Source organism: Tessaracoccus massiliensis (assembly GCF_000826065.2).
In the GTDB taxonomy this organism is placed as follows: domain Bacteria; phylum Actinomycetota; class Actinomycetes; order Propionibacteriales; family Propionibacteriaceae; genus Arachnia; species Arachnia massiliensis_A.
Window position 1 is genome coordinate 292,097 of the sequence record NZ_LN623541.1, and the last position, 17,238, is coordinate 309,334.

Here is a 17,238-nt window from a genome sequence, read left to right on the forward strand (position 1 = left end):
TCGTTGCTCTTTCTGGTTCGTAGGTCCCCTGAGGGATCGTCGCGCTCCATGGTACGTGACGGATCTGTCAATCCCCTGTGTCTCGCCGCGAGTCCAGGGGCCCGGGCCCGCTGCTGGCGCCCCCGAGTCCGCAGAAGTGCCGCCGAGCGGCCCCGCCCCGTGCCACCATCGGGTGATGAGCACTCCCCAGAAGGCGACCCTGACGTTCCTCGGCGCGGCTGGCACCGTGACCGGCTCGAAGTACCTCCTGACCCTCGACGACCGGCGCGTCCTCGTCGACGCCGGCATGTTCCAGGGCGAGAAGCAGTGGCGGTTGAAGAACCGCGACGAGTTCCCCGTGGACCCGGCATCGATCTCCGACGTGCTGCTCACCCACGCGCACACCGATCACGTGGCCTACCTCCCCGCGCTGGTCAAACACGGCTTCCGCGGCCCCATCTGGGCCACCGAGGCCAGCATCCGGCTGGCCGAGATCGTGCTGCGCGACTCCGGCAAGCTGCAGGAACAGTCCGTGGGCGACGCGGTGCGCGGCGGTTTCTCGAAGCATGAGAACCCCGAGGCGATCTACACCATGGAGGACGTGGAGGCCACGCTCCCGCTGTTCCGCGCCGTCGAGTGGGACACCAACATCGACATCGACGGCATCTGGGCGCGCTGGACCCGCTCGGCGCACATCCTGGGCTCCGCCTCGATCCACGTGGAGTTCGGTAGCCGCTCGGTGTTGTTCTCCGGAGACCTGGGCCGCCACGACCACCCCATCCTGAAGAGCCGCGACACTCCCCCGGGCGCAGACATCGTGCTGATCGAATCAACCTACGGTGACCGCGAACACCCCGAGCCGGAGGTCCCGCACGAGGACTTCGCCGACGTGATCCGCCGCACCGTCGAGCGCGGCGGCTCCGTGGTGGTGCCGGCGTTCGCGATCGACCGCACCGAGACCGTGTTGCACGCGCTGGTGCAGATGCGGCGCGAGGGCTGCATCCCCGAGGTGCCCGTGGTGGTGGACGGACCGATGTCGCTGCGGGCGATGGAGGTCTACGTCGACGAGTCGCTGGGCGAGCTCCGCGACGGCATCTCGGTGGCGGACTTCACTGATCTGGATCTCACCGCGGCCCGCAGTTCCAGGGACTCGAAGGCGCTCAACAAGCGCACCGATTCGATGATCATCATCTCCAGCTCCGGCATGGCCGAGGGTGGCCGGGTGCTCTACCACCTGCAGCGGCTCCTGCCGGACCCGAACAACGCCGTCGTGCTGACCGGCTACCAGGCCGAGGGCACCCGCGGCCGCGCCCTGGAGGACGGCGCCCGCCAGGTCAAGATCAACGGCCGGTACGTGAAGGTGCGCGCCGAGATCGTCCGCGACCGCGAGTTCTCCGTGCACGGCGACGCCTCGGATCTGATGGACTGGCTCAAGGCCCTCGACAAGGAACCGGAGGAGGTGTTCGTCACCCACGGCGAGCCCGCCGTCGCCGAGCTCTTCGCGGATCGGATCTCCGACGAGCTGGGCTGGGTCGCCGTGGCGCCGAAGTACGGCGAGGTCGTCACGCTGCTGGCCGACGACCTGGAGCCGCGGGACCTCGACCCTGACAGCCCGGAGCTCTGAGCCTCGGGCCCGAGCTCAGGGACCAGCGAAAGTTCAAGGAGTGGCCGGGGCAACCCTGCACTGACGCCCAGCAATCAAGCAGTCTCTGATGGGGGCCTGAGCAGGTGGGTCGGGCGTTGCAGAAGACGGTCACCCCCACCAGCACCGAGCAGCACCACAGAGTGACCGCCTTCTGCATGGTCGGCGAAGGCCCCCATCAGAGACAGCGGAAACCAGCTGTGGCACAGGTGACGGACACTCTTCAAGGGTTTCGACACCGCTCGTAGAACTCGCGGGCTCAACCAGCGGCGGGGCGCGACGCTCAGGGGCCGATCAACCGCGGGCAACTCCGGCGTCGTCGAACGTGGCCATCTCCCCCAACACCCGAGCGCCGGCCTGGACGATGGGCAGCGCCATCGCGGCGCCGCTACCCTCGCCGAGCCGGAGATCCAGGTCGAGCAGGGGGCGCAGCCCCAGCGCGGAGACGGCCTCGGTGATGCCGGGCTCCATGCCGGCGTGGCCGGAGATGAGGTAGCCGGCGGCGTTCGGGGCGAGGGCCACGGCGACGAGTGCGGCCGACGCGGCGATCACGCCGTCGACGATCACGGGCACCCCACGTGCGGCGCCGCCCAGGATGAAGCCCGCCAGAGCGGCGTGCTCCAGTCCGCCGACGGCGGCGAGCAGGCCGAGCGGATCGCTGCGGTCCACGCCGTGCAGGGCGATGGCCTGCTCGATGACGGCCACCTTGTGGGCCAGCATCGCGTCGTCCGCTCCTGCGCCGCGGCCGGTGACGGCGTCGATGGAGGCGCCCGTGAGCACGGCGATCAGCGCCGAGGCCGGGGTGGTGTTGCCGATGCCCATCTCGCCGGTCAGCAGGCAGTCGGCTCCGCCGTCGACGGCCTCATTGGCGGTCGCAATGCCCACCTCGAGCGCGGCCACCGCCTCCTCGCGCGTCATGGCTGGCTCCACCGAGAAGTCGCGCGTGCCGCGGCGCACCAGCTTCTGGCGGATGCCGGGGTGCTCCGGCACGTCGCTCGCGATGCCGACGTTGGTCACCCACACCTGCGCCCCCAGCTGGCGGCCCAGCACGCTGATGGCGGCGCCACCCGAGGCGATGTTGAGCGCCATCTGCACCGTGACCTCCTGCGGCCACGGGCTGACTCCCTGCGCCCAGACGCCGTGGTCCCCGGCGAACAACCCGATCAGGGGCTTGGCCGGCACCGGCGGGGGGCACGTGCCGGCGATGGCGCACAGCTTGTTGCCCACCACCTCGAGCTGGCCCAGCGAGCCGGGCGGCTTCGTGAGGCTGTTCTGGCGTTCCTCCGCGGCGTCCAGTGCCTCACCTGAGATGATGGCGATCGCGTCGATCGTGGCGTCGAGGGTCATGGATGGATTCCTTTCGATGGCATGGGTGCCCCCGACGGGATTCGAACCCGTACTCGGGCGGGTTTAAGCCGCCTGCCTCTGCCAGTTGGGCTACGAGGGCCTGCGCCTGAGTCTAGTGGGACCGCAGTCTGACGGCGGTGGACCACTACCCCCGGTAAACTTGACTGGACCACTGGAGAAGGGGGCCATCTTGACCACGTTTCTGATCATCGGAGGCGTGGGCATCGCATTGGTTCTCGTGTCGCTGCTGCTGGGGGATCTTGTCGACGGGCTGTTCGACCTCAACACCCTCGGCGGCGACCTGTTCTCCGTCTCCTCCATCTCCGCCTTCGTCGGCGCGTTCGGCTTCGGCGGCGCGCTGGGCCTGGCAGCGTTCGACAACACGATCATCGCCGTCATCATCGGCCTGGTCGTCGGTGCCCTCGCCGCGTGGGGAGCGCTGCGCCTCACCCGCGCGTTGAAGAGCGGTGAGAGCGCCGCCAGCTTCCGCTCGGATTCGATGATCGGCCACCCCGCCCGCGTCATCACCGCCATCCCCGAGGGCGGCTACGGCGAGATCAGCATCAGCGTGGGCGGCCACGTGCGCAAGATCTCCGCCAAGTCTGAACTTCCCGTCGCCTACGGCGACGAGGTGTGGGTCTCAGCCATCCTGTCCCCCACCGCCGTCGAGGTCATGCCCACCGCTGCCCCCGACGAACTCACCCCCTAGTTCCCCTCCAGCACACCAACCGAAAGGCGCCCATGCCAAGTCCAGTCGTCATCGCCATCCTGGGCCTCATCGCCCTGCTGGTGTTGATCGGGCTCCTCATCGCCAGCCGCTACAAGGTGGCCAAGCCGAACGAGGCGTTCATCATCACCGGCCGCAAGGGCAAGGAGGTCCGCAACCCCGAAACCGGCCTCGTCTCCACTGATCTCAGCGGCCAGAAGGTCGTCATGGGCGGCGGCGTGTTCGTCATCCCGTTCATCCAGAAGCTGCACGTGCTCGACCTGTCGTCGCGCCGCATCATGGTCACCATCCGCAACGCCGTCTCCGGTCAGGGCATCAAGCTCAACGTCGACGGCGTGGCCATCGTCAAGGTGGGCGGCAACGAGGATTCCATCCGGGCCGCCGCCCAGCGGTTCCTCTCCCAGCAGGACGAGATCGAGACCTTCACTCAGGAGACTCTCGCCGGCTCGCTGCGCGCCATCGTCGGCTCGCTGACCGTGGAGCAGATCATCCGTGACCGCGCCGCGTTCGCACAGCGGGTCACCGACGAGTCCGAATCCTCACTCACCGGCCAGGGCCTGGTGCTCGACACCTTCCAGATCCAGGACATCACCGACGACGGCACGTACCTGTCCGACCTCGGTCGCCCCGAGTCGGCCAAACTGGGACGCCTGGCCGCCGTCGCCGAGGCCGAGGCGCGCCGCGAGGCCGAACAGGCGCAGATCGCCGCCGAGCAGGAGATCGCCATCTCGCAGCGGGCGCTGGTGCTGAAGCAGGCCGAGATCCAGTCCGAGACCGACGCCGCCCGCGCCACCGCGGCCGCCTCGGGCCCGCTGGCCCAGGCCGACCGCGACCAGGTGATCCTGCAGGAGCAGGAGAAGGTCGCCGTCGCGCAGGCAGCGCTGAAGGAACGCCAGCTCGACACCGAGGTGCGCCGCCCGGCGGACGCCGAGCGGTACCGCGTCGAGACCGAGGCAGAGGCCAAGCGCAACGCCGCAATCTTCGACGCCGAGGCCCGCAAGGCCGCCTCGATCGCCGATGCCGAGGCGCAGGCCGAGCGTGACCGCCTCACCGGTGTCGGTGAGCAGTCCCGCCGTGCCGCGCTCGCGGAGGCGGAGGCCATCGAGGGCGCCAAGCGCGGTGAGGCTGAGAAGGCCCGCCGTATCGCCGAGGCCGACGCCGTCCGGGCCGAGGGTGAGGCCAAGGCCGCCGCGGTGCTGGCCGTGGGCCAGGCCGAGGCTGAGGCGATGGACAAGCGAGCCGAGGCGTTCGCACACTACAACGAGGCCGCCGTCCTGCAGATGCTCATCGAGATCCTGCCGGACATGGCCGAGAAGGTGGCAGCTCCGATGGGCAACATCGACAACCTGACCATCGTGTCGTCCGAGGGCGCCTCCGCGCTCCCCAAGACGGTGACCAACAACATGATGCAGACCATGCAGATGGTCAAGGACGCCACCGGCTACGACCTCACCCAGGTCCTCGACCGGATGGCGGGCAAGAAGGACGCTCCGCTGCAAGACGCCACTCCCAGCGCGGAGTGACCGCTCCCTGAGCGTGCCCCGCGACGAAGGAGCCGGGCACGCTCAGGGAGCGAGTGCGGCCACAATGTCTGCCGCCGGCGCAGCCATCAGCGCGTGGCTGTTGGTGCCGCACCAGAGCGGGGTGAAGTCTGTGCGGCCCACCGCCTCCGCCGCGGCGCGCAGCGGGGCGAGCGGGCCTGCCGCCAGCGGGAACTCCGGCACGGCCTCCGGGAACTCGCCGAGGTCGAGGATGAGGCGGTTGGGGATCCCGCGGGCGGGCCGACCCGTCAGCGCGGTGGTCACCACCGTCTCGTGCGGTTGTCGCAGCGCGGCGCGGTGCAGCGGCGAGGTGAGGGCCTCGTCGGCCAGCAGGAAGGCCGTGCCCACCTGCACCGAGCGGGCCCCGGCGTCGAGGGCGGCACGAAGATCCGCGGCGGTGACGATGCCGCCGGCCGCGACCACAGGCACGTCGACGGCCGAACGGATGGCCCGCACCAGGTCCAACGTGGGAAGGTGCAGCGAGAGGTCGGGCGACAGGAAGTGGCCGCGATGGCCGCCAGCCTCCCAGCCCTGCGCAACCACTGCATCTGCACCGTGTTCCGCCAGCCATTTCGCCTCATCGACGGTGGTGGCGGTGCTCATGACCACCGCGCCCCAGGCCTTGACCCGGCGGAGCAGCCCCTCCTCGGGCAGGCCGAAGTGGAAGCTCACCGTGGGCGGGGCGAAGGGCTCGATGACGTCGCAGATCTGGGTGTCGAAGGGTCGGCGCGGCGCGCCGCCGAGGGTCTCCGCCACGCCGTATTCGGCGCGGTAGGGCGCCAGAGCGGCTACCCAGGCGTCCTCGCGGGCGGCGTCCGGCGCCGGCGGACGGTGGGCGAAGAAGTTCACGTTGTAGGGCACGTCCGCCGCCGCGAGGAGGGCGATCTCCGCGGCGAGCTTGTCGTCGCTCAGCATCGCGGCGGGCAGCGACCCGAGCGCCCCTGTGCGCCCCACGGCCAGGGCCAGTACGCTCCCCTGCACACCGGCCATGGGCCCTTGGATGATGGGGAGGGTGGGCAGCATCAGCGCTCCAGCAGGCCGAGTGCGATGCCGTCGAGGATGTCGGTCTCGCTGACCACCACGGTGCCGTCGGGCACGCGCAGCGAGATCTCGTCGAGGATGAGCCCGCCCGCCCCGATCACCGCGGCGCGCAGCGGGTGCATGCACGGCTCCTCCGCCGTGACGAAGGCGGGCTGCGTCAGCCACCGGGTGAGGTGGCGGGTGATGTCCTCCCTGGTGAGGGTGGTCTCGTGCACCGCCTGGCGCACGTAGGTCTGCAGCCCCAACTCTGCCGCGGCGAAGCTGGTCACCGTGCCGGCGACGCCCACGGCGCTGGCGAGCGTCGCGAAGTCGACGCCGGCGCCGTCCAACTGTTCGCCGATGTAGGCCCTGGCGGCGGCGACCTCATGGTCCGCCGGCGGGTCTCCCGGCAGGAAGCGCTCGTTCATCCGCACCGCGCCGATGTCCAGGCTGATAGCCGACACAATCTCCGCACCCTCGCCGACGACGATCAGCTCGGTGGAGCCGCCGCCGATGTCGAAGACCAGGCAGGGGGTGGGGGCGTCCACGCCGCTGAGCACGCCGAGGGTGGAGAGATAGGCCTCCTCGGCGCCGGGGATGACGTCGACCTCGATGCCCATCCGTTCGCGCACGTTGGCCTCGAACACCGCCCGGTTGCTGACATCGCGCGCGGCGGAGGTGGCGACGAACCGCTGCCGGTCAGCGCCGTGGGAGGCGATGATGGCCGCGTACTCCTCAAAGATCCGGTTGGCGCGCTCCAAGGCGTCCGGATGGAACTCGCCGGTGGCGTCGACGCCCTGCCCCAACCTGGCCAGGCGCGTCTCGCGGGCGAGCTCCGTGAGTGCCCCGTCGGCCTCGCGACGCACGACGAGCAGGCGGATGGAGTTGGTGCCGCAGTCAACGGCGGCGACGGTGGTCATTCGTCCTCCAGGCATGGGGTGGACCAGAACTCGCCGAGCTTCTCGACGGCCTCATCGCCCAACGGGTTGACGCCGGGTCCCTTCGCCAGGGAATGGCCGACGAGCACGTGCAGGCACTTGACGCGGGTGGGCATGCCGCCGGCGGTGATCCCGTCGATCTCCTCCACGTGGCCCAGCGCCTCGCGGTCTGCGAGGTAGGACTCGTGGGCGCGCTGGTAGGCGGCGGCGAGTTCGTCGTCGGTCTTCAGCCGTTCGCTCATCTCCGCCATCAGGCCCGAAGCCTCCAGGGTGGAGGTTGCGGACGTGGCGCGCGGGCAGGTCAGGTAGTAGGTGGTGGGGAACGGGGTGCCGTTCGGCAGCCGCGGTTCGGTCTTGACCACGCCGGGCTTCCCGCAGGGGCAGCGCCACGCCACCTCGACGACGCCACGGGGCTGCCGGCCGAGTTGCAGCTCGACGGCGGCCAGGTCTTCTGCGGTGGGTTCGCTCACCCCTGCTCCTCATCCTCGACGGGGGAATCAGCGAGCCGCACAGAGGTCCACATCTTCTCGTACCACTCCCCCTTCATCTCCGGCTCCGGATCCTCCATGGTGGCGCCTTCGAGGGGGTTACCGTCGGCATCGATCACGCGGTAGCCGACCTCCCCGGGCATGACCCAGCCCAGCCTCACGCGGGCGATGGAGCGCACATACTCCGGGTCCTGCCAGCGCTCGAGTTGATCCTCCATGTCGGCGATCCGCTCGCGCTCAGCGGCGATCTCGCTGCGCACAGCCGCGATCTCCTGCGCCTGCGCGAAGTACACGCGCAGCGAGGTGGCCAGCACCAGGCAGATGCCCGCGATGACCACGAGGAACACGGTGAGCCGCCAGGTGGCGGTCATCGCGCGGTTGGCCCGCGGCTGCGGCTCCGGCTTCCGGCTCATCGCTTTGGGGACGTCCTGTTCCGGCAGCGGTTCGACGTGCGGCTTGCGGCTGCGCTCCCCTGGGCGCGCGCTGGTACGGGACCGCGGGGTACCGCGGCCGGGGCCCGGATTGGCCTGCCTGGATCGAGGGGTCTGCGCCACCTGACCAGTGTGCCCCATCCCGCCAAGATGCCCGGATTCCGCCACGCGGTTCCGGCCCCTGAGCATCGCGCCCCGCGCGGCAACGAAGGATCAGGAAACGCACTCAGGGCCTTGACCCGTGAAGGTCAAGGCCCTGAGAATCCATTGGCCCCTTCGACCAGCCTGGCTCGCAAGCTCGACGGGCTGGCTCAGAGACCGGTCAGGCCTGGAAGCGCGGGAAGGCCGAGCGACCGGCGTAGACCGCCGCCTCGTCGAGATCCTCCTCGATGCGCAGCAGCTGGTTGTACTTGGCCACGCGGTCGGTCCGGGCGGGGGCACCCGACTTGATCTGGCCGCAGCCCAGGGCCACAGCGAGATCGGCGATCGTGGTGTCCTCGGTCTCACCGGAACGGTGCGACATCATGGTGCGGAAGCCGTTGCGGTGGGCCAGGTCCACGGCGTCGATGGTCTCAGACAGCGAACCGATCTGGTTGACCTTCACCAGCAGCGCGTTGGCGGTGTCGGTGTCGATGCCGCGCTGCAGGCGGGTGACGTTGGTGACGAACAGGTCGTCGCCGACGAGCTGGACCTTATCGCCGAGGCGGTCGGTCATGGTCTTCCAGCCGTCCCAGTCCTCTTCGTTCAGCGGGTCCTCGATGGAGACCATCGGGTAGGCGTCGACGAGTTCAGCGTAGTAGTCCACCATCTGCTCGGCGGTCTTCTTCTCACCCTCGAACAGGTAGGAGCCGTCCTCGAAGAACTCGGAGGCGGCCACGTCGAGGGCCAGCGCGATGTCGGCACCGGGCTCGAAGCCGGCCTTCTTGATGGCCTCGAGGATCAGGTCGAGTGCGGCGCGGTTGGACTCGAGGTTGGGCGCGAAGCCACCCTCGTCGCCCAGGCCGGTGTTGAGGCCGCGGTCCTTGAGGACGGACTTGAGCGCGTGGTAGACCGCGGCACCCATCTCGAGTGCCTCGGCGAAGGACTCGGCGCCGATGGGGGCGATCATGAACTCCTGGATGTCAACGTTGGAGTCAGCGTGCGAGCCACCGTTGAGGATGTTCATCATGGGTACGGGCAGGATGTGGGCGTTGGGGCCACCGACGTACTTGTACAGCGGCAGGCCGGCCTCTTCAGCGGCGGCGTGCGCCACGGCCAGGGAGACGCCGAGGATGGCGTTGGCGCCCAGCTTGGCCTTGTTGTCGGTGCCGTCGAGCTCGAGCATCGCCTGGTCGAGGATGCGCTGCTCCGAGGCGTCGAGGCCCAGGATCTCCTCGCCGATGACCTCGGTGACGTTCTTCACCGCGGTGAGGACGCCCTTGCCGCCGAAGCGGCCCTTGTCGCCGTCGCGAAGCTCAACGGCCTCGAAGGCGCCCGTGGAGGCACCCGACGGGACGGCGGCGCGGCCCTGAGCGCCGGACTCCAGCTCGACCTCAACCTCGATGGTGGGGTTGCCGCGGGAGTCGAGGATCTCGCGAGCCTGGATGAATTCGATGGATGCCATGTAATGGTCCCTTTCAAAGAGTGGTCTCTCGTGCCCCAGCCTAGCTGTTACAGGCGCGGGTTCCCGCGCCGGGTGCAGCAGGTTTGAGTGGGTTTCAGTCAACCGACGGTTCGGTTGCCCGGATCTGTGTCTCCAAGTTGCGGAGGGCCTGCCTGGCGGCGGCGTCCGCGTCGATGCCGTTGGCCTGCGCGCGGGACACGAGAGCGATGATCTCGCGGCCGACGGTGGCCTCGTCGATGGGTTCGGAGGGCAGGTCGACGGCGACCCCGTGCGAGCGGGTCCGCGAAACGACCTTGTGGGCCCGGCCGATGACCGACAGGGATTCGGCGATGCCGTCGAGGGCGGATTTACGCCCCTTCTCCGCCGCCTTGCGCTTCTCCCAGTTCTCCCACATGTCCTGGGGGATGTCCTCATCCCGGAACACGTGGGGATGGCGGCGGATCAGCTTGTCGGAGATGCCGCGGGCCACGTCGTCGAGCGTGAAGCGGCCCTCGTCCTCGGCGATCCTGGCGTGGAAGTAGACCTGCAGCAACACGTCGCCGAGCTCCTCGACCAGCTCGGTGTCCGAGCCTGCCTCGACGGCGTCGACCACCTCGCAGGCCTCCTCGATGAGGTGGTTCAGCAACGAGCGGTGGGTCTGCTCGGCGTCCCACGGGCACTTGACCCGCAGCTCCGCCATCACCTGGCGCAGGCGCTCCAGCTCAGAGGTCACTGCTCGACGGCTACCGGCTCGGACAGCGAGCCGGACATGTCGATCAACTCCGGCGAGGTGGGCTCCCACTTCCCGTAGCGGGGGTTGAGCTGCACGTCGAGGCCGTTGGCGCCGTCGAACAGGAACTGCTGGTCGAGCTGGCCGAGCATCTTCACCTTGACGTCGGCGAGCGCCAGCGGCCGGCACTCGTCCACCGTGAAGAGCTGCTCAGACTCGGGCCCCTGCTGGGCGCCGAGCTCCTGGAGCTGGTCGTCGGTGATGTCTGCCCCGAAGCTGTCGAACAGGCCACCCAGCAGCAGCGTGCCAACGATGCCGCGGCGGTTCATCTGCTCCGCCGAGATGTTCATCGCCTCCGCGCAGGCCTCGCTGATCTGCGTGATCTGGTTCTCGGAGTAGCGGGTGCCGTCCACCACCAGCGCGGTGCCGGGAGTGGGGCTGCAGCCTGCCAGCAGCACGACGGCGGCTGCTGCGGATACGAGACGCGTGAGCTTCATCTGGGTCCTCTCGAACTGGGGGTGCGCGGGCACCGGGGCCAGCCTACCGCAGCAGGATCCGGCGCCCTCTGTCAGGCGAACAGCTGGGTGAGCAGCGTGGTGGTCCAGGTGAGATAGTCGTCCGTGGCCGGCTTGGGGATCAGCACCTGGTCGTTGGCTGACTTGATGACCGAGCCGGGGTAGAGCCTGTTGAGGCGCAACTGCTTCGAATCCGGCAGCACCAGCGGCGAGAAGCGCACCACCTTGCCCTGCGGCACGATCTCCTGGATGCCGTGCTCGCGGGCCAGATTCCGCAATGCGGCCACGCCCAGCAACTGCTCGACGGGGGGCGGCAGCTCGCCGTAGCGGTCGAGGAGTTCGGCGCGCACGCCGTCGATGTCGGCCTCCGTGCGGATCTCGGCGATCTGCTTGTACATCTCCAGCCGCAGCCGCTCGGAGGTGATGTAGTCGTCCGGCAGGTGCGCGTCGACGGGGATCTCCACCCGCATGGTGGGCTCGGGCTCGGTATCCTCACCGCGCCAGTTGGCCACGGCCTCGCCGACCATCCGCAGGTACATGTCGAAGCCGACGCCCTCGATGTGGCCGGACTGGTCCTCGCCCAGGAGGTTGCCGGCGCCGCGGAGCTCCAGGTCGCGCATGGCGATGGCCATGCCCGAGCCCAGGTCCGTGTTGGCCGCCATGGTGGCGAGGCGCTCGTGCGACGCCTCGGTGAGCGTCTTGTCCGCGGGGTACAGGAAGTAGGCGTAGCCGCGCTCGCGCGAGCGGCCGACGCGGCCTCGCAACTGGTGGAGCTGCGAGAGGCCCATCTTGTCCGCGCTGTCGATGATCAGCGTGTTGGCGCTCTGGATGTTGAGGCCGGATTCGACGATGGTGGTGCACACCAGCACGTCTGCCCGCCGCTCCCAGAAGTCCTGCATCACCTGCTCGAGCCGCTTCTCCCCCATCTGTCCGTGGGCGGTGACGATGCGCGCCTCGGGGACCAGTTCGCGCAGGTGCGCGGCGGTCTTCTCGATGGTGCCCACGCGGTTGTGCACGAAGAATGCCTGCCCCTCTCGGGCCAGTTCGCGGCGGATGGCGGCCTTGACCTGCCCGTCGTCGTAGGGGCCGGCGAAGGTGAGCACGGGGTGGCGCTCCTCCGGCGGGGTGGCGATGACGCTCATCTCGCGGATGCCGGTGATGGCGGTTTCGAGCGTGCGCGGAATGGGCGTGGCCGACATCGACAGGACGTCGACGTTGACCCGCATGGCCTTGAGCCGCTCCTTGTGCTCGACGCCGAAGCGCTGCTCCTCGTCGATGACGACGAGGCCGAGGTCCTTGAACTGGATCTCCTTGCTGAGGAGGCGGTGGGTGCCGATGACCACGTCGATGCGGCCGGTGGCCAGCCCGTCGACGATCTTCTTCGCCTCGGCGTCGGTCTGGAAGCGCGACAGCTGCGCCAGCTGCACGGGGAACCCGGCGAACCGCGACGCGAACGTCTGGTAGTGCTGCGTGACCAACAGGGTGGTGGGCACGAGCACCGCCACCTGCTTGCCGTCCTGCACCGCCTTGAACGCGGCGCGCACCGCGATCTCGGTCTTGCCGAAGCCCACGTCCCCGCAGATCAGGCGGTCCATGGGCACCACCTGCTCCATGTCCTGCTTGACCTCGGTGATGGCGGAGAGCTGATCGTTGGTCTCGACGTAGCTGAAGGCGTCCTCCAACTCCCGCTGCCACACGGTGTCGGGGCCGAAGGCGTGCCCCTTGGTGGCCTGGCGGGCGGCGTAGAGCTTGATGAGCTCGTTGGAGATCTCGCGCACCGCCTTGCGGGCCTTGGACTTGCGTTTGGTCCAGTCCGCGCCGCCCATCTTGTCCAGGGTGGGAGACTCCGCGCCGACGTAGCGGCTGAGCTGGTCGAGCTGGTCCATCGGCACGAACAGCCGGTCTCCGGGGTGGCCGCGCTTGCTGGGCGCGTACTCGATGACCAGGTAGTCGCGGGTGTTGCCCTGCACGGTGCGCTGCAGCAGTTCCACGAATCTGCCCACGCCGTGCTGCTCGTGCACGACGGGGTCCCCAGCCTTGAGTTCGAGCGGCTGGATGGTGGCCTTGCGGCGGCGGGGCAGCTTTCGCTCGGAGCGGTCCAACTCCACCTGGCCGGTGAGTTCGCCGGCGGTGATGACCTCCAGCTTGGGGCCCTCGGCGCGCCAACCGTGCCGCAGCGTGGACAGCACGACGGCGACCCTGCCCGGCTCGGGTGGCGCGGCGAGGTCGTCGAGCACGGCGTCGATCCCTGCCTCGCCCAGCAGCTCCACCATGCGGTTGGCCAGGCCCTGACCCTCCACGGTGAGCACCACGCGCCAGCCGTCGGCCAGGCGTTGCCGGATGTGCACGACGGCGGCGTCGGTGTCGCCGCGGAACGTCTCGCTGGCGCTCACGTCGAGCGAACGGGAGTGCACGGCGTCGGCCTCCGGGATGGCCGGGCCTTCGTCCGCCACGTCCTCGGGCGCGGCCATGAACGGGGACAGCGACCACCAGCGGTGCCCGATCTCCAGCGCGTGCTGGCGCACGTCGCCCAGCGCCCAGTAGGCGGAGGCCCCCAGGTCGATGGGCGAGCTGCCTCCGCCTGCGGCGGCGGCCCAGGAGGCCTCGAGGAACTCCTGGCTGGTGGCCACGAGCTCGGCGGCGCGGGTTCGGATCAGCTCGGGTGAGGCGGCCAGGATGAGTGATCCCCTGGGCAACACGTCGACGAGCAGCTCGATGCCGTCGACCAGCACGGGGATGAGCGCCTCCATACCCTCGACGGCCTGGCCTTCGCCCACACGGGTGAGCATGTCTGCCAGCTCGGGGTGCGCCGCGGCGAGCTTCTTGGCACGGTTGCGCACCATCGGGGTCAGGAGCAGTTCACGGCAGGGCGGCGCGACGATGGATTCCGCCGTGTCGCCGGTGGAGCGCTGGTCCCCGACGGTGAAGTAGCGGATCTCGTCGACCTCGTCGCCGAAAAAGTCGATGCGCACCGGTAGCTCCGCGGTGGGGGGGAACACGTCGACGATGCCGCCGCGCACAGCGAACTCGCCGCGTCGCTCCACCATGTCGACACGGTTGTAGGCCGCATCCGAGAGGTCCTGCAGCAGGGTGCCCAGTTCGTAGGTCTCCCCCACCGAGATGCGCACGGGCACCATGTCGGCCAGGCCCTTGACCTGCGGCTGGAGGATGGATCGCACTGGCGCGACGACCACGCTGGGCACCGGCCGCTCGGAGTTGCCCGCGAGGCGGCGCAGCACCGAGAGCCGGCGTCCGACGGTGTCGGCGCGGGGCGAGAGCCGCTCGTGGGGCAGGGTCTCCCAGGCCGGGTAGTAGGCCACGGCGTCGTCGCCCAGCAACCCGCCGATCTCGCTGGTGAGTTGCTCGGCCTCGCGGTAGGTGGAGGTCACGAGCAGGACGGTGCGGCCGCCCTCCTCCGCGATCAGCGCGGTCAGCAGCGGGAAGAACGAGCCGACGGTGGTGACGTCTAGGGTGGTCACGCCGGGGCGGCGCGCGTCGGCGAGTGTGTACTGGAGCCCCTCGGATGCTTCGAGAGCCCGCAGGAGGCCTGGATACTTCACGCGCTCAATCCTGCCACGCTTCCGGCCGCCCCTCCGTGAGCAATTGGATAGGGTCACGGCGCGACACGCCGGGAAAAACGCCCTCAGCGGACCGTGACCCTATCCAATTGCTCACGGAGGGTGGGCGGCGAGGGGGTCAGGAGTTGAACATGTTCTGGGTGGCGACGAGGCCCTCGCGCACCAGTGACTCGACGGCGTCGGCGGCCACCGCCGCGTCGACGAGCATGAGGTCGAAATCCTTGGGCCGCATCTTGGCCAGCACGTAATCCGCGGCCGCCTGGCGGCCCGGCGGGCGACCGATGCCGACCCGCACGCGGTAGAAGTCTCCCGTGCCGAGGTGCTGACGCATCGATTTGAGGCCGTTGTGCCCGTTGTCTCCCCCGCCCAGCTTGACGCGCAGGCGCGTGGGCTCGAGGTCGAGTTCGTCGTGGATCGCGATGACGTGGTCCGGCTCGATCTTGTGGAACGACGCGATGGCTTTGACCGCGACCCCTGAGAGGTTCATGAACGTGGTGGGCCTGGCCAGCACCAGCTTCACGGGCTCCGGCCCGGGCAGGGTCACCGTGGCGACCTCCGCCTTCTGGCGTGAGTTCAAGGAAAAGGAGGAACCGTGGCGGTCTGCAAGATCCGCCACGGCCCAGAACCCGACGTTGTGCCGGGTGACCTCGTAGGCCGGGCCCGGATTCCCGAGCCCGACCACGAGGTAGGTAGAGTTGGTCACTCTTCGGAGTCGTCGCCCTCGGCGTCGGAGGAGCCTTCGCCCTCGGCGCCCTCTTCACCCTCGGCGGCCTCGTCGGTCTCCTCTTCAACGATCGGGGCGTTGATGGAGACGATGAGGGTCTCGGGCTCGACCATCGACTCGACGCCCTCGGGGAGCTTGACGTCGGAGACGAGCACCTGCGCACCGATCTCCAGGCCCTCGACGGAGACCTCGAACTCGGTGGGGATGTCGGTGGCGGGGGCCATGACGGTGAGGGTCTGGAGGTCCTGGTTGAGCAGCGAGCCGCGCTCGGCCTCGCCCACGACGACCAGCGAGACCTCGACCTGGACCTTCTCGCCCTCGCGGACGAGGAGGAGGTCGACGTGCTCGATGACGGGGCGGATGGGGTTCCGCTGAACCTGCTTCACCAGGGCCAGGACCGGCTTCTTCTCGCCCTCCACGTTGATCTCCAGGAGCGCGTTGGTGGTGCGCAGCGCGAGGAAGGTCTCCTGCGCGGGCAGCGCGAGGTGCACGGGCTCGGCGCCGTGGCCGTACAGGACGGCGGGGGTGGCACCGTCGCGGCGGAGGCGACGCGAAGCGCCCTTGCCGAACTCGGTGCGGGTCTGGGCGGACAGTTGTGCGTCAGCAGCCATGTGAAATCTCCTCAAGCTCTTCAAACGTTGTGCGCATGCAGGCGCCGAGCGAGAAGCGTAGCTCGTCGATCACGGACCGCTGGGGGTCCCTCGCCAGGCAGCTTGGCAAGCTTACCTCAGTCCCGCGGAGAGGTGAAACCCGGCGGCCTCTGCAAGCCTGGGAGTTCTTCGATGACGAACCTGGCGACAGCAGCCGCCCCGTCCTCACCCTGCGCATCTTTCGCAGCCTGAGCCGCGGCTGCCCGGACGGACGGGTCGTGGAGCACCTGCTCGACCGCCCGGCTGAACCGCGCCCCACCCACGTCGCGCCGTGACAGTGCGACGGCGTTGCCCGCCGTGCGCAGACGTCCACGTTCCACACCTGTTCGGGTTGCAAGCCGATCCCGACGAACGGCACGCCGGTGGCACAGGCGGTCTGGACCGTGCCCTGCCCGCCGTGCAGGACTGCCGCGTCGACCATGTCGCCGATCAGGTGAGCAGGGATCAGATCCACCAGATGCACGTTGGGCGGCACCTCGTCGTCGGGGCGCATGAAGTGCCTGAGCGGCGCCACCACATTGACATCCATGTCGCCGAGGGCCTGAGCTGCCGCAAGGGCGAGGCTCCTGTTGCCGGAAGACCCCAGGGCGAGATAGATCAGCGGCTCAGGCGCGGCGGCCAACTGCCGTACGACGGCGGGGACCTCACCGTCGAGCTTGGCGAAGATGGGCCCCGCCCGCCGGTAGTTCTCCGGCAGCGAGATCCCGTCGAGTTCCTCCGGCAGGACGGTCAGCAGGTTCCAGTCCGCCGCGAACAGATCGGCCATGGTCCTGATGGGCTCCACGCCGTTCTCGCGAGCCACCGTGCTGAAGGCCCGGGGCGCCAGTGAGAGACGCGCATAGATGAGCCTGAGGATTCCCGATGCGACGCGGTCCGCAGCCCTGGCCACCGGAGACTTTCCGCGGATGAGTCCGAGCCTCTTCACCTGTTCGACGTGGGGGCGGGTCAGCGCGAACGGCACCGGGTAGACGATCGGCACTCCTTCCGCCCGAGCGGAGATGAGCGATTTCACGTTGGTGAAGTGGACCACCGCATCGGCCTTCACGTCGCGGATGAGCTGCCGCTCCGCCGCGACCCGCCGACGGACGAAATCCCTGGTGAACGGATGGCGGAACCCGCGCCCCTGATCCAGGGCCAGTGCCTGAGCGCGCTCCTTGGGCGACATCACCGGAGCCAGCTGCCGCACCTCGAAACCGGCCTCGTGGATGAGGTGGACATACTCAGGTTCGTAGGCCAGGAAGACGATGCGGTGATCCGCGCCCAGGGCCCGCGCCACCACGATGCCGCGCGTCGTCTCTGCGAGATTGAACGTGACAGGGGCGATCACAATGCAGGCCATCGGGCGA

15 protein-coding genes and 1 tRNA gene are annotated in these 17,238 nt (G+C 69.3%); 3 read left to right on the forward strand and 13 right to left on the reverse strand.

Features of this window, described 5'->3' with window-relative positions; translation table 11 throughout:
* Positions 1 to 175 precede the first annotated feature (175 nt).
* Entirely contained in the window at positions 176 to 1,603 is a 1,428-nt protein-coding gene (locus BN1186_RS05680; protein WP_052459853.1) for an MBL fold metallo-hydrolase RNA specificity domain-containing protein, read from the forward strand.
* Positions 1,604 to 1,915: 312 nt separating this feature from the next.
* Here BN1186_RS05680 and cobT read toward each other — a convergent pair whose 3' ends face one another.
* Together cobT and BN1186_RS05690 are read right to left on the reverse strand one after the other, a co-directional pair.
* Positions 1,916 to 2,968 carry a nicotinate-nucleotide--dimethylbenzimidazole phosphoribosyltransferase gene (gene cobT / locus BN1186_RS05685; protein ID WP_040283111.1) on the reverse strand — a complete coding sequence of 351 codons (1,053 nt, stop codon included), beginning with the start codon at positions 2,966 to 2,968 and terminating at the stop codon, positions 1,916 to 1,918.
* Positions 2,969 to 2,994: 26 nt separating this feature from the next.
* Positions 2,995 to 3,068, reverse strand: a tRNA-Leu gene (locus BN1186_RS05690).
* Positions 3,069 to 3,158: 90 nt separating this feature from the next.
* Between BN1186_RS05690 and BN1186_RS05695 the strand changes: the two genes are divergently transcribed.
* Together BN1186_RS05695 and BN1186_RS05700 are read left to right on the forward strand one after the other, a co-directional pair.
* On the forward strand, positions 3,159 to 3,677 hold the full coding sequence (locus tag BN1186_RS05695; RefSeq protein ID WP_040283112.1) for a hypothetical protein: 519 nt from the start codon (positions 3,159 to 3,161) through the stop codon (positions 3,675 to 3,677).
* A 32-nt stretch (positions 3,678 to 3,709) separates the two neighbouring features.
* Positions 3,710 to 5,218: a flotillin family protein gene (locus BN1186_RS05700; protein ID WP_040283113.1), complete on the forward strand. Its 1,509-nt coding sequence runs from the start codon at positions 3,710 to 3,712 to the stop codon at positions 5,216 to 5,218.
* Positions 5,219 to 5,260: 42 nt separating this feature from the next.
* On the opposite strand, the gene BN1186_RS05705 is transcribed toward BN1186_RS05700, so the two are convergent.
* The 11 genes from BN1186_RS05705 to BN1186_RS05755 form a co-directional block, all read right to left on the reverse strand.
* Positions 5,261 to 6,259 (reverse strand): NAD(P)H-dependent flavin oxidoreductase, encoded by a 999-nt coding sequence (locus BN1186_RS05705; RefSeq protein ID WP_040283114.1) that lies wholly within the window; start codon positions 6,257 to 6,259, stop codon positions 5,261 to 5,263.
* Positions 6,259 to 7,191 (reverse strand): Ppx/GppA phosphatase family protein, encoded by a 933-nt coding sequence (locus BN1186_RS05710; RefSeq protein WP_040283115.1) that lies wholly within the window; start codon positions 7,189 to 7,191, stop codon positions 6,259 to 6,261. Before BN1186_RS05710 ends, BN1186_RS05705 begins: the two co-directional genes overlap by 1 nt.
* On the reverse strand, positions 7,173 to 7,664 hold the full coding sequence (locus BN1186_RS05715) for a DUF501 domain-containing protein (protein WP_052459839.1): 492 nt from the start codon (positions 7,662 to 7,664) through the stop codon (positions 7,173 to 7,175). Before BN1186_RS05715 ends, BN1186_RS05710 begins: the two co-directional genes overlap by 19 nt.
* Positions 7,661 to 8,236, reverse strand: a complete 576-nt coding sequence (locus tag BN1186_RS05720) for an FtsB family cell division protein (protein ID WP_180349026.1) — start codon at positions 8,234 to 8,236, stop codon at positions 7,661 to 7,663. The genes BN1186_RS05715 and BN1186_RS05720 overlap by 4 nt, the downstream gene beginning before the upstream one ends.
* 199 nt (positions 8,237 to 8,435) lie before the next feature.
* A complete protein-coding gene (eno, locus tag BN1186_RS05725; RefSeq protein ID WP_040283116.1) occupies positions 8,436 to 9,716 on the reverse strand; it encodes a phosphopyruvate hydratase in 1,281 nt (426 codons plus the stop codon).
* Positions 9,717 to 9,810: 94 nt separating this feature from the next.
* Positions 9,811 to 10,395, reverse strand: a complete 585-nt coding sequence (locus BN1186_RS05730) for a nucleoside triphosphate pyrophosphohydrolase (RefSeq protein WP_082031130.1) — start codon at positions 10,393 to 10,395, stop codon at positions 9,811 to 9,813.
* Positions 10,396 to 10,424: 29 nt separating this feature from the next.
* Positions 10,425 to 10,922, reverse strand: coding sequence for a hypothetical protein (locus BN1186_RS05735; protein WP_139650869.1), 498 nt, complete (start codon positions 10,920 to 10,922; stop codon positions 10,425 to 10,427).
* 71 nt (positions 10,923 to 10,993) lie between these two features.
* Positions 10,994 to 14,500, reverse strand: coding sequence for a transcription-repair coupling factor (gene mfd / locus BN1186_RS05740; protein ID WP_040283119.1), 3,507 nt, complete (start codon positions 14,498 to 14,500; stop codon positions 10,994 to 10,996).
* A gap of 136 nt (positions 14,501 to 14,636) precedes the next feature.
* Complete coding sequence (gene pth / locus BN1186_RS05745) at positions 14,637 to 15,221, reverse strand: aminoacyl-tRNA hydrolase (RefSeq protein WP_040283120.1); 585 nt, start codon at positions 15,219 to 15,221, stop codon at positions 14,637 to 14,639.
* Positions 15,218 to 15,853: a 50S ribosomal protein L25/general stress protein Ctc gene (locus BN1186_RS05750; RefSeq protein ID WP_040283121.1), complete on the reverse strand. Its 636-nt coding sequence runs from the start codon at positions 15,851 to 15,853 to the stop codon at positions 15,218 to 15,220. Before BN1186_RS05750 ends, pth begins: the two co-directional genes overlap by 4 nt.
* Positions 15,843 to 17,231 (reverse strand): glycosyltransferase, encoded by a 1,389-nt coding sequence (locus BN1186_RS05755; RefSeq protein WP_052459841.1) that lies wholly within the window; start codon positions 17,229 to 17,231, stop codon positions 15,843 to 15,845. The genes BN1186_RS05750 and BN1186_RS05755 overlap by 11 nt, the downstream gene beginning before the upstream one ends.
* Positions 17,232 to 17,238 lie beyond the last annotated feature (7 nt).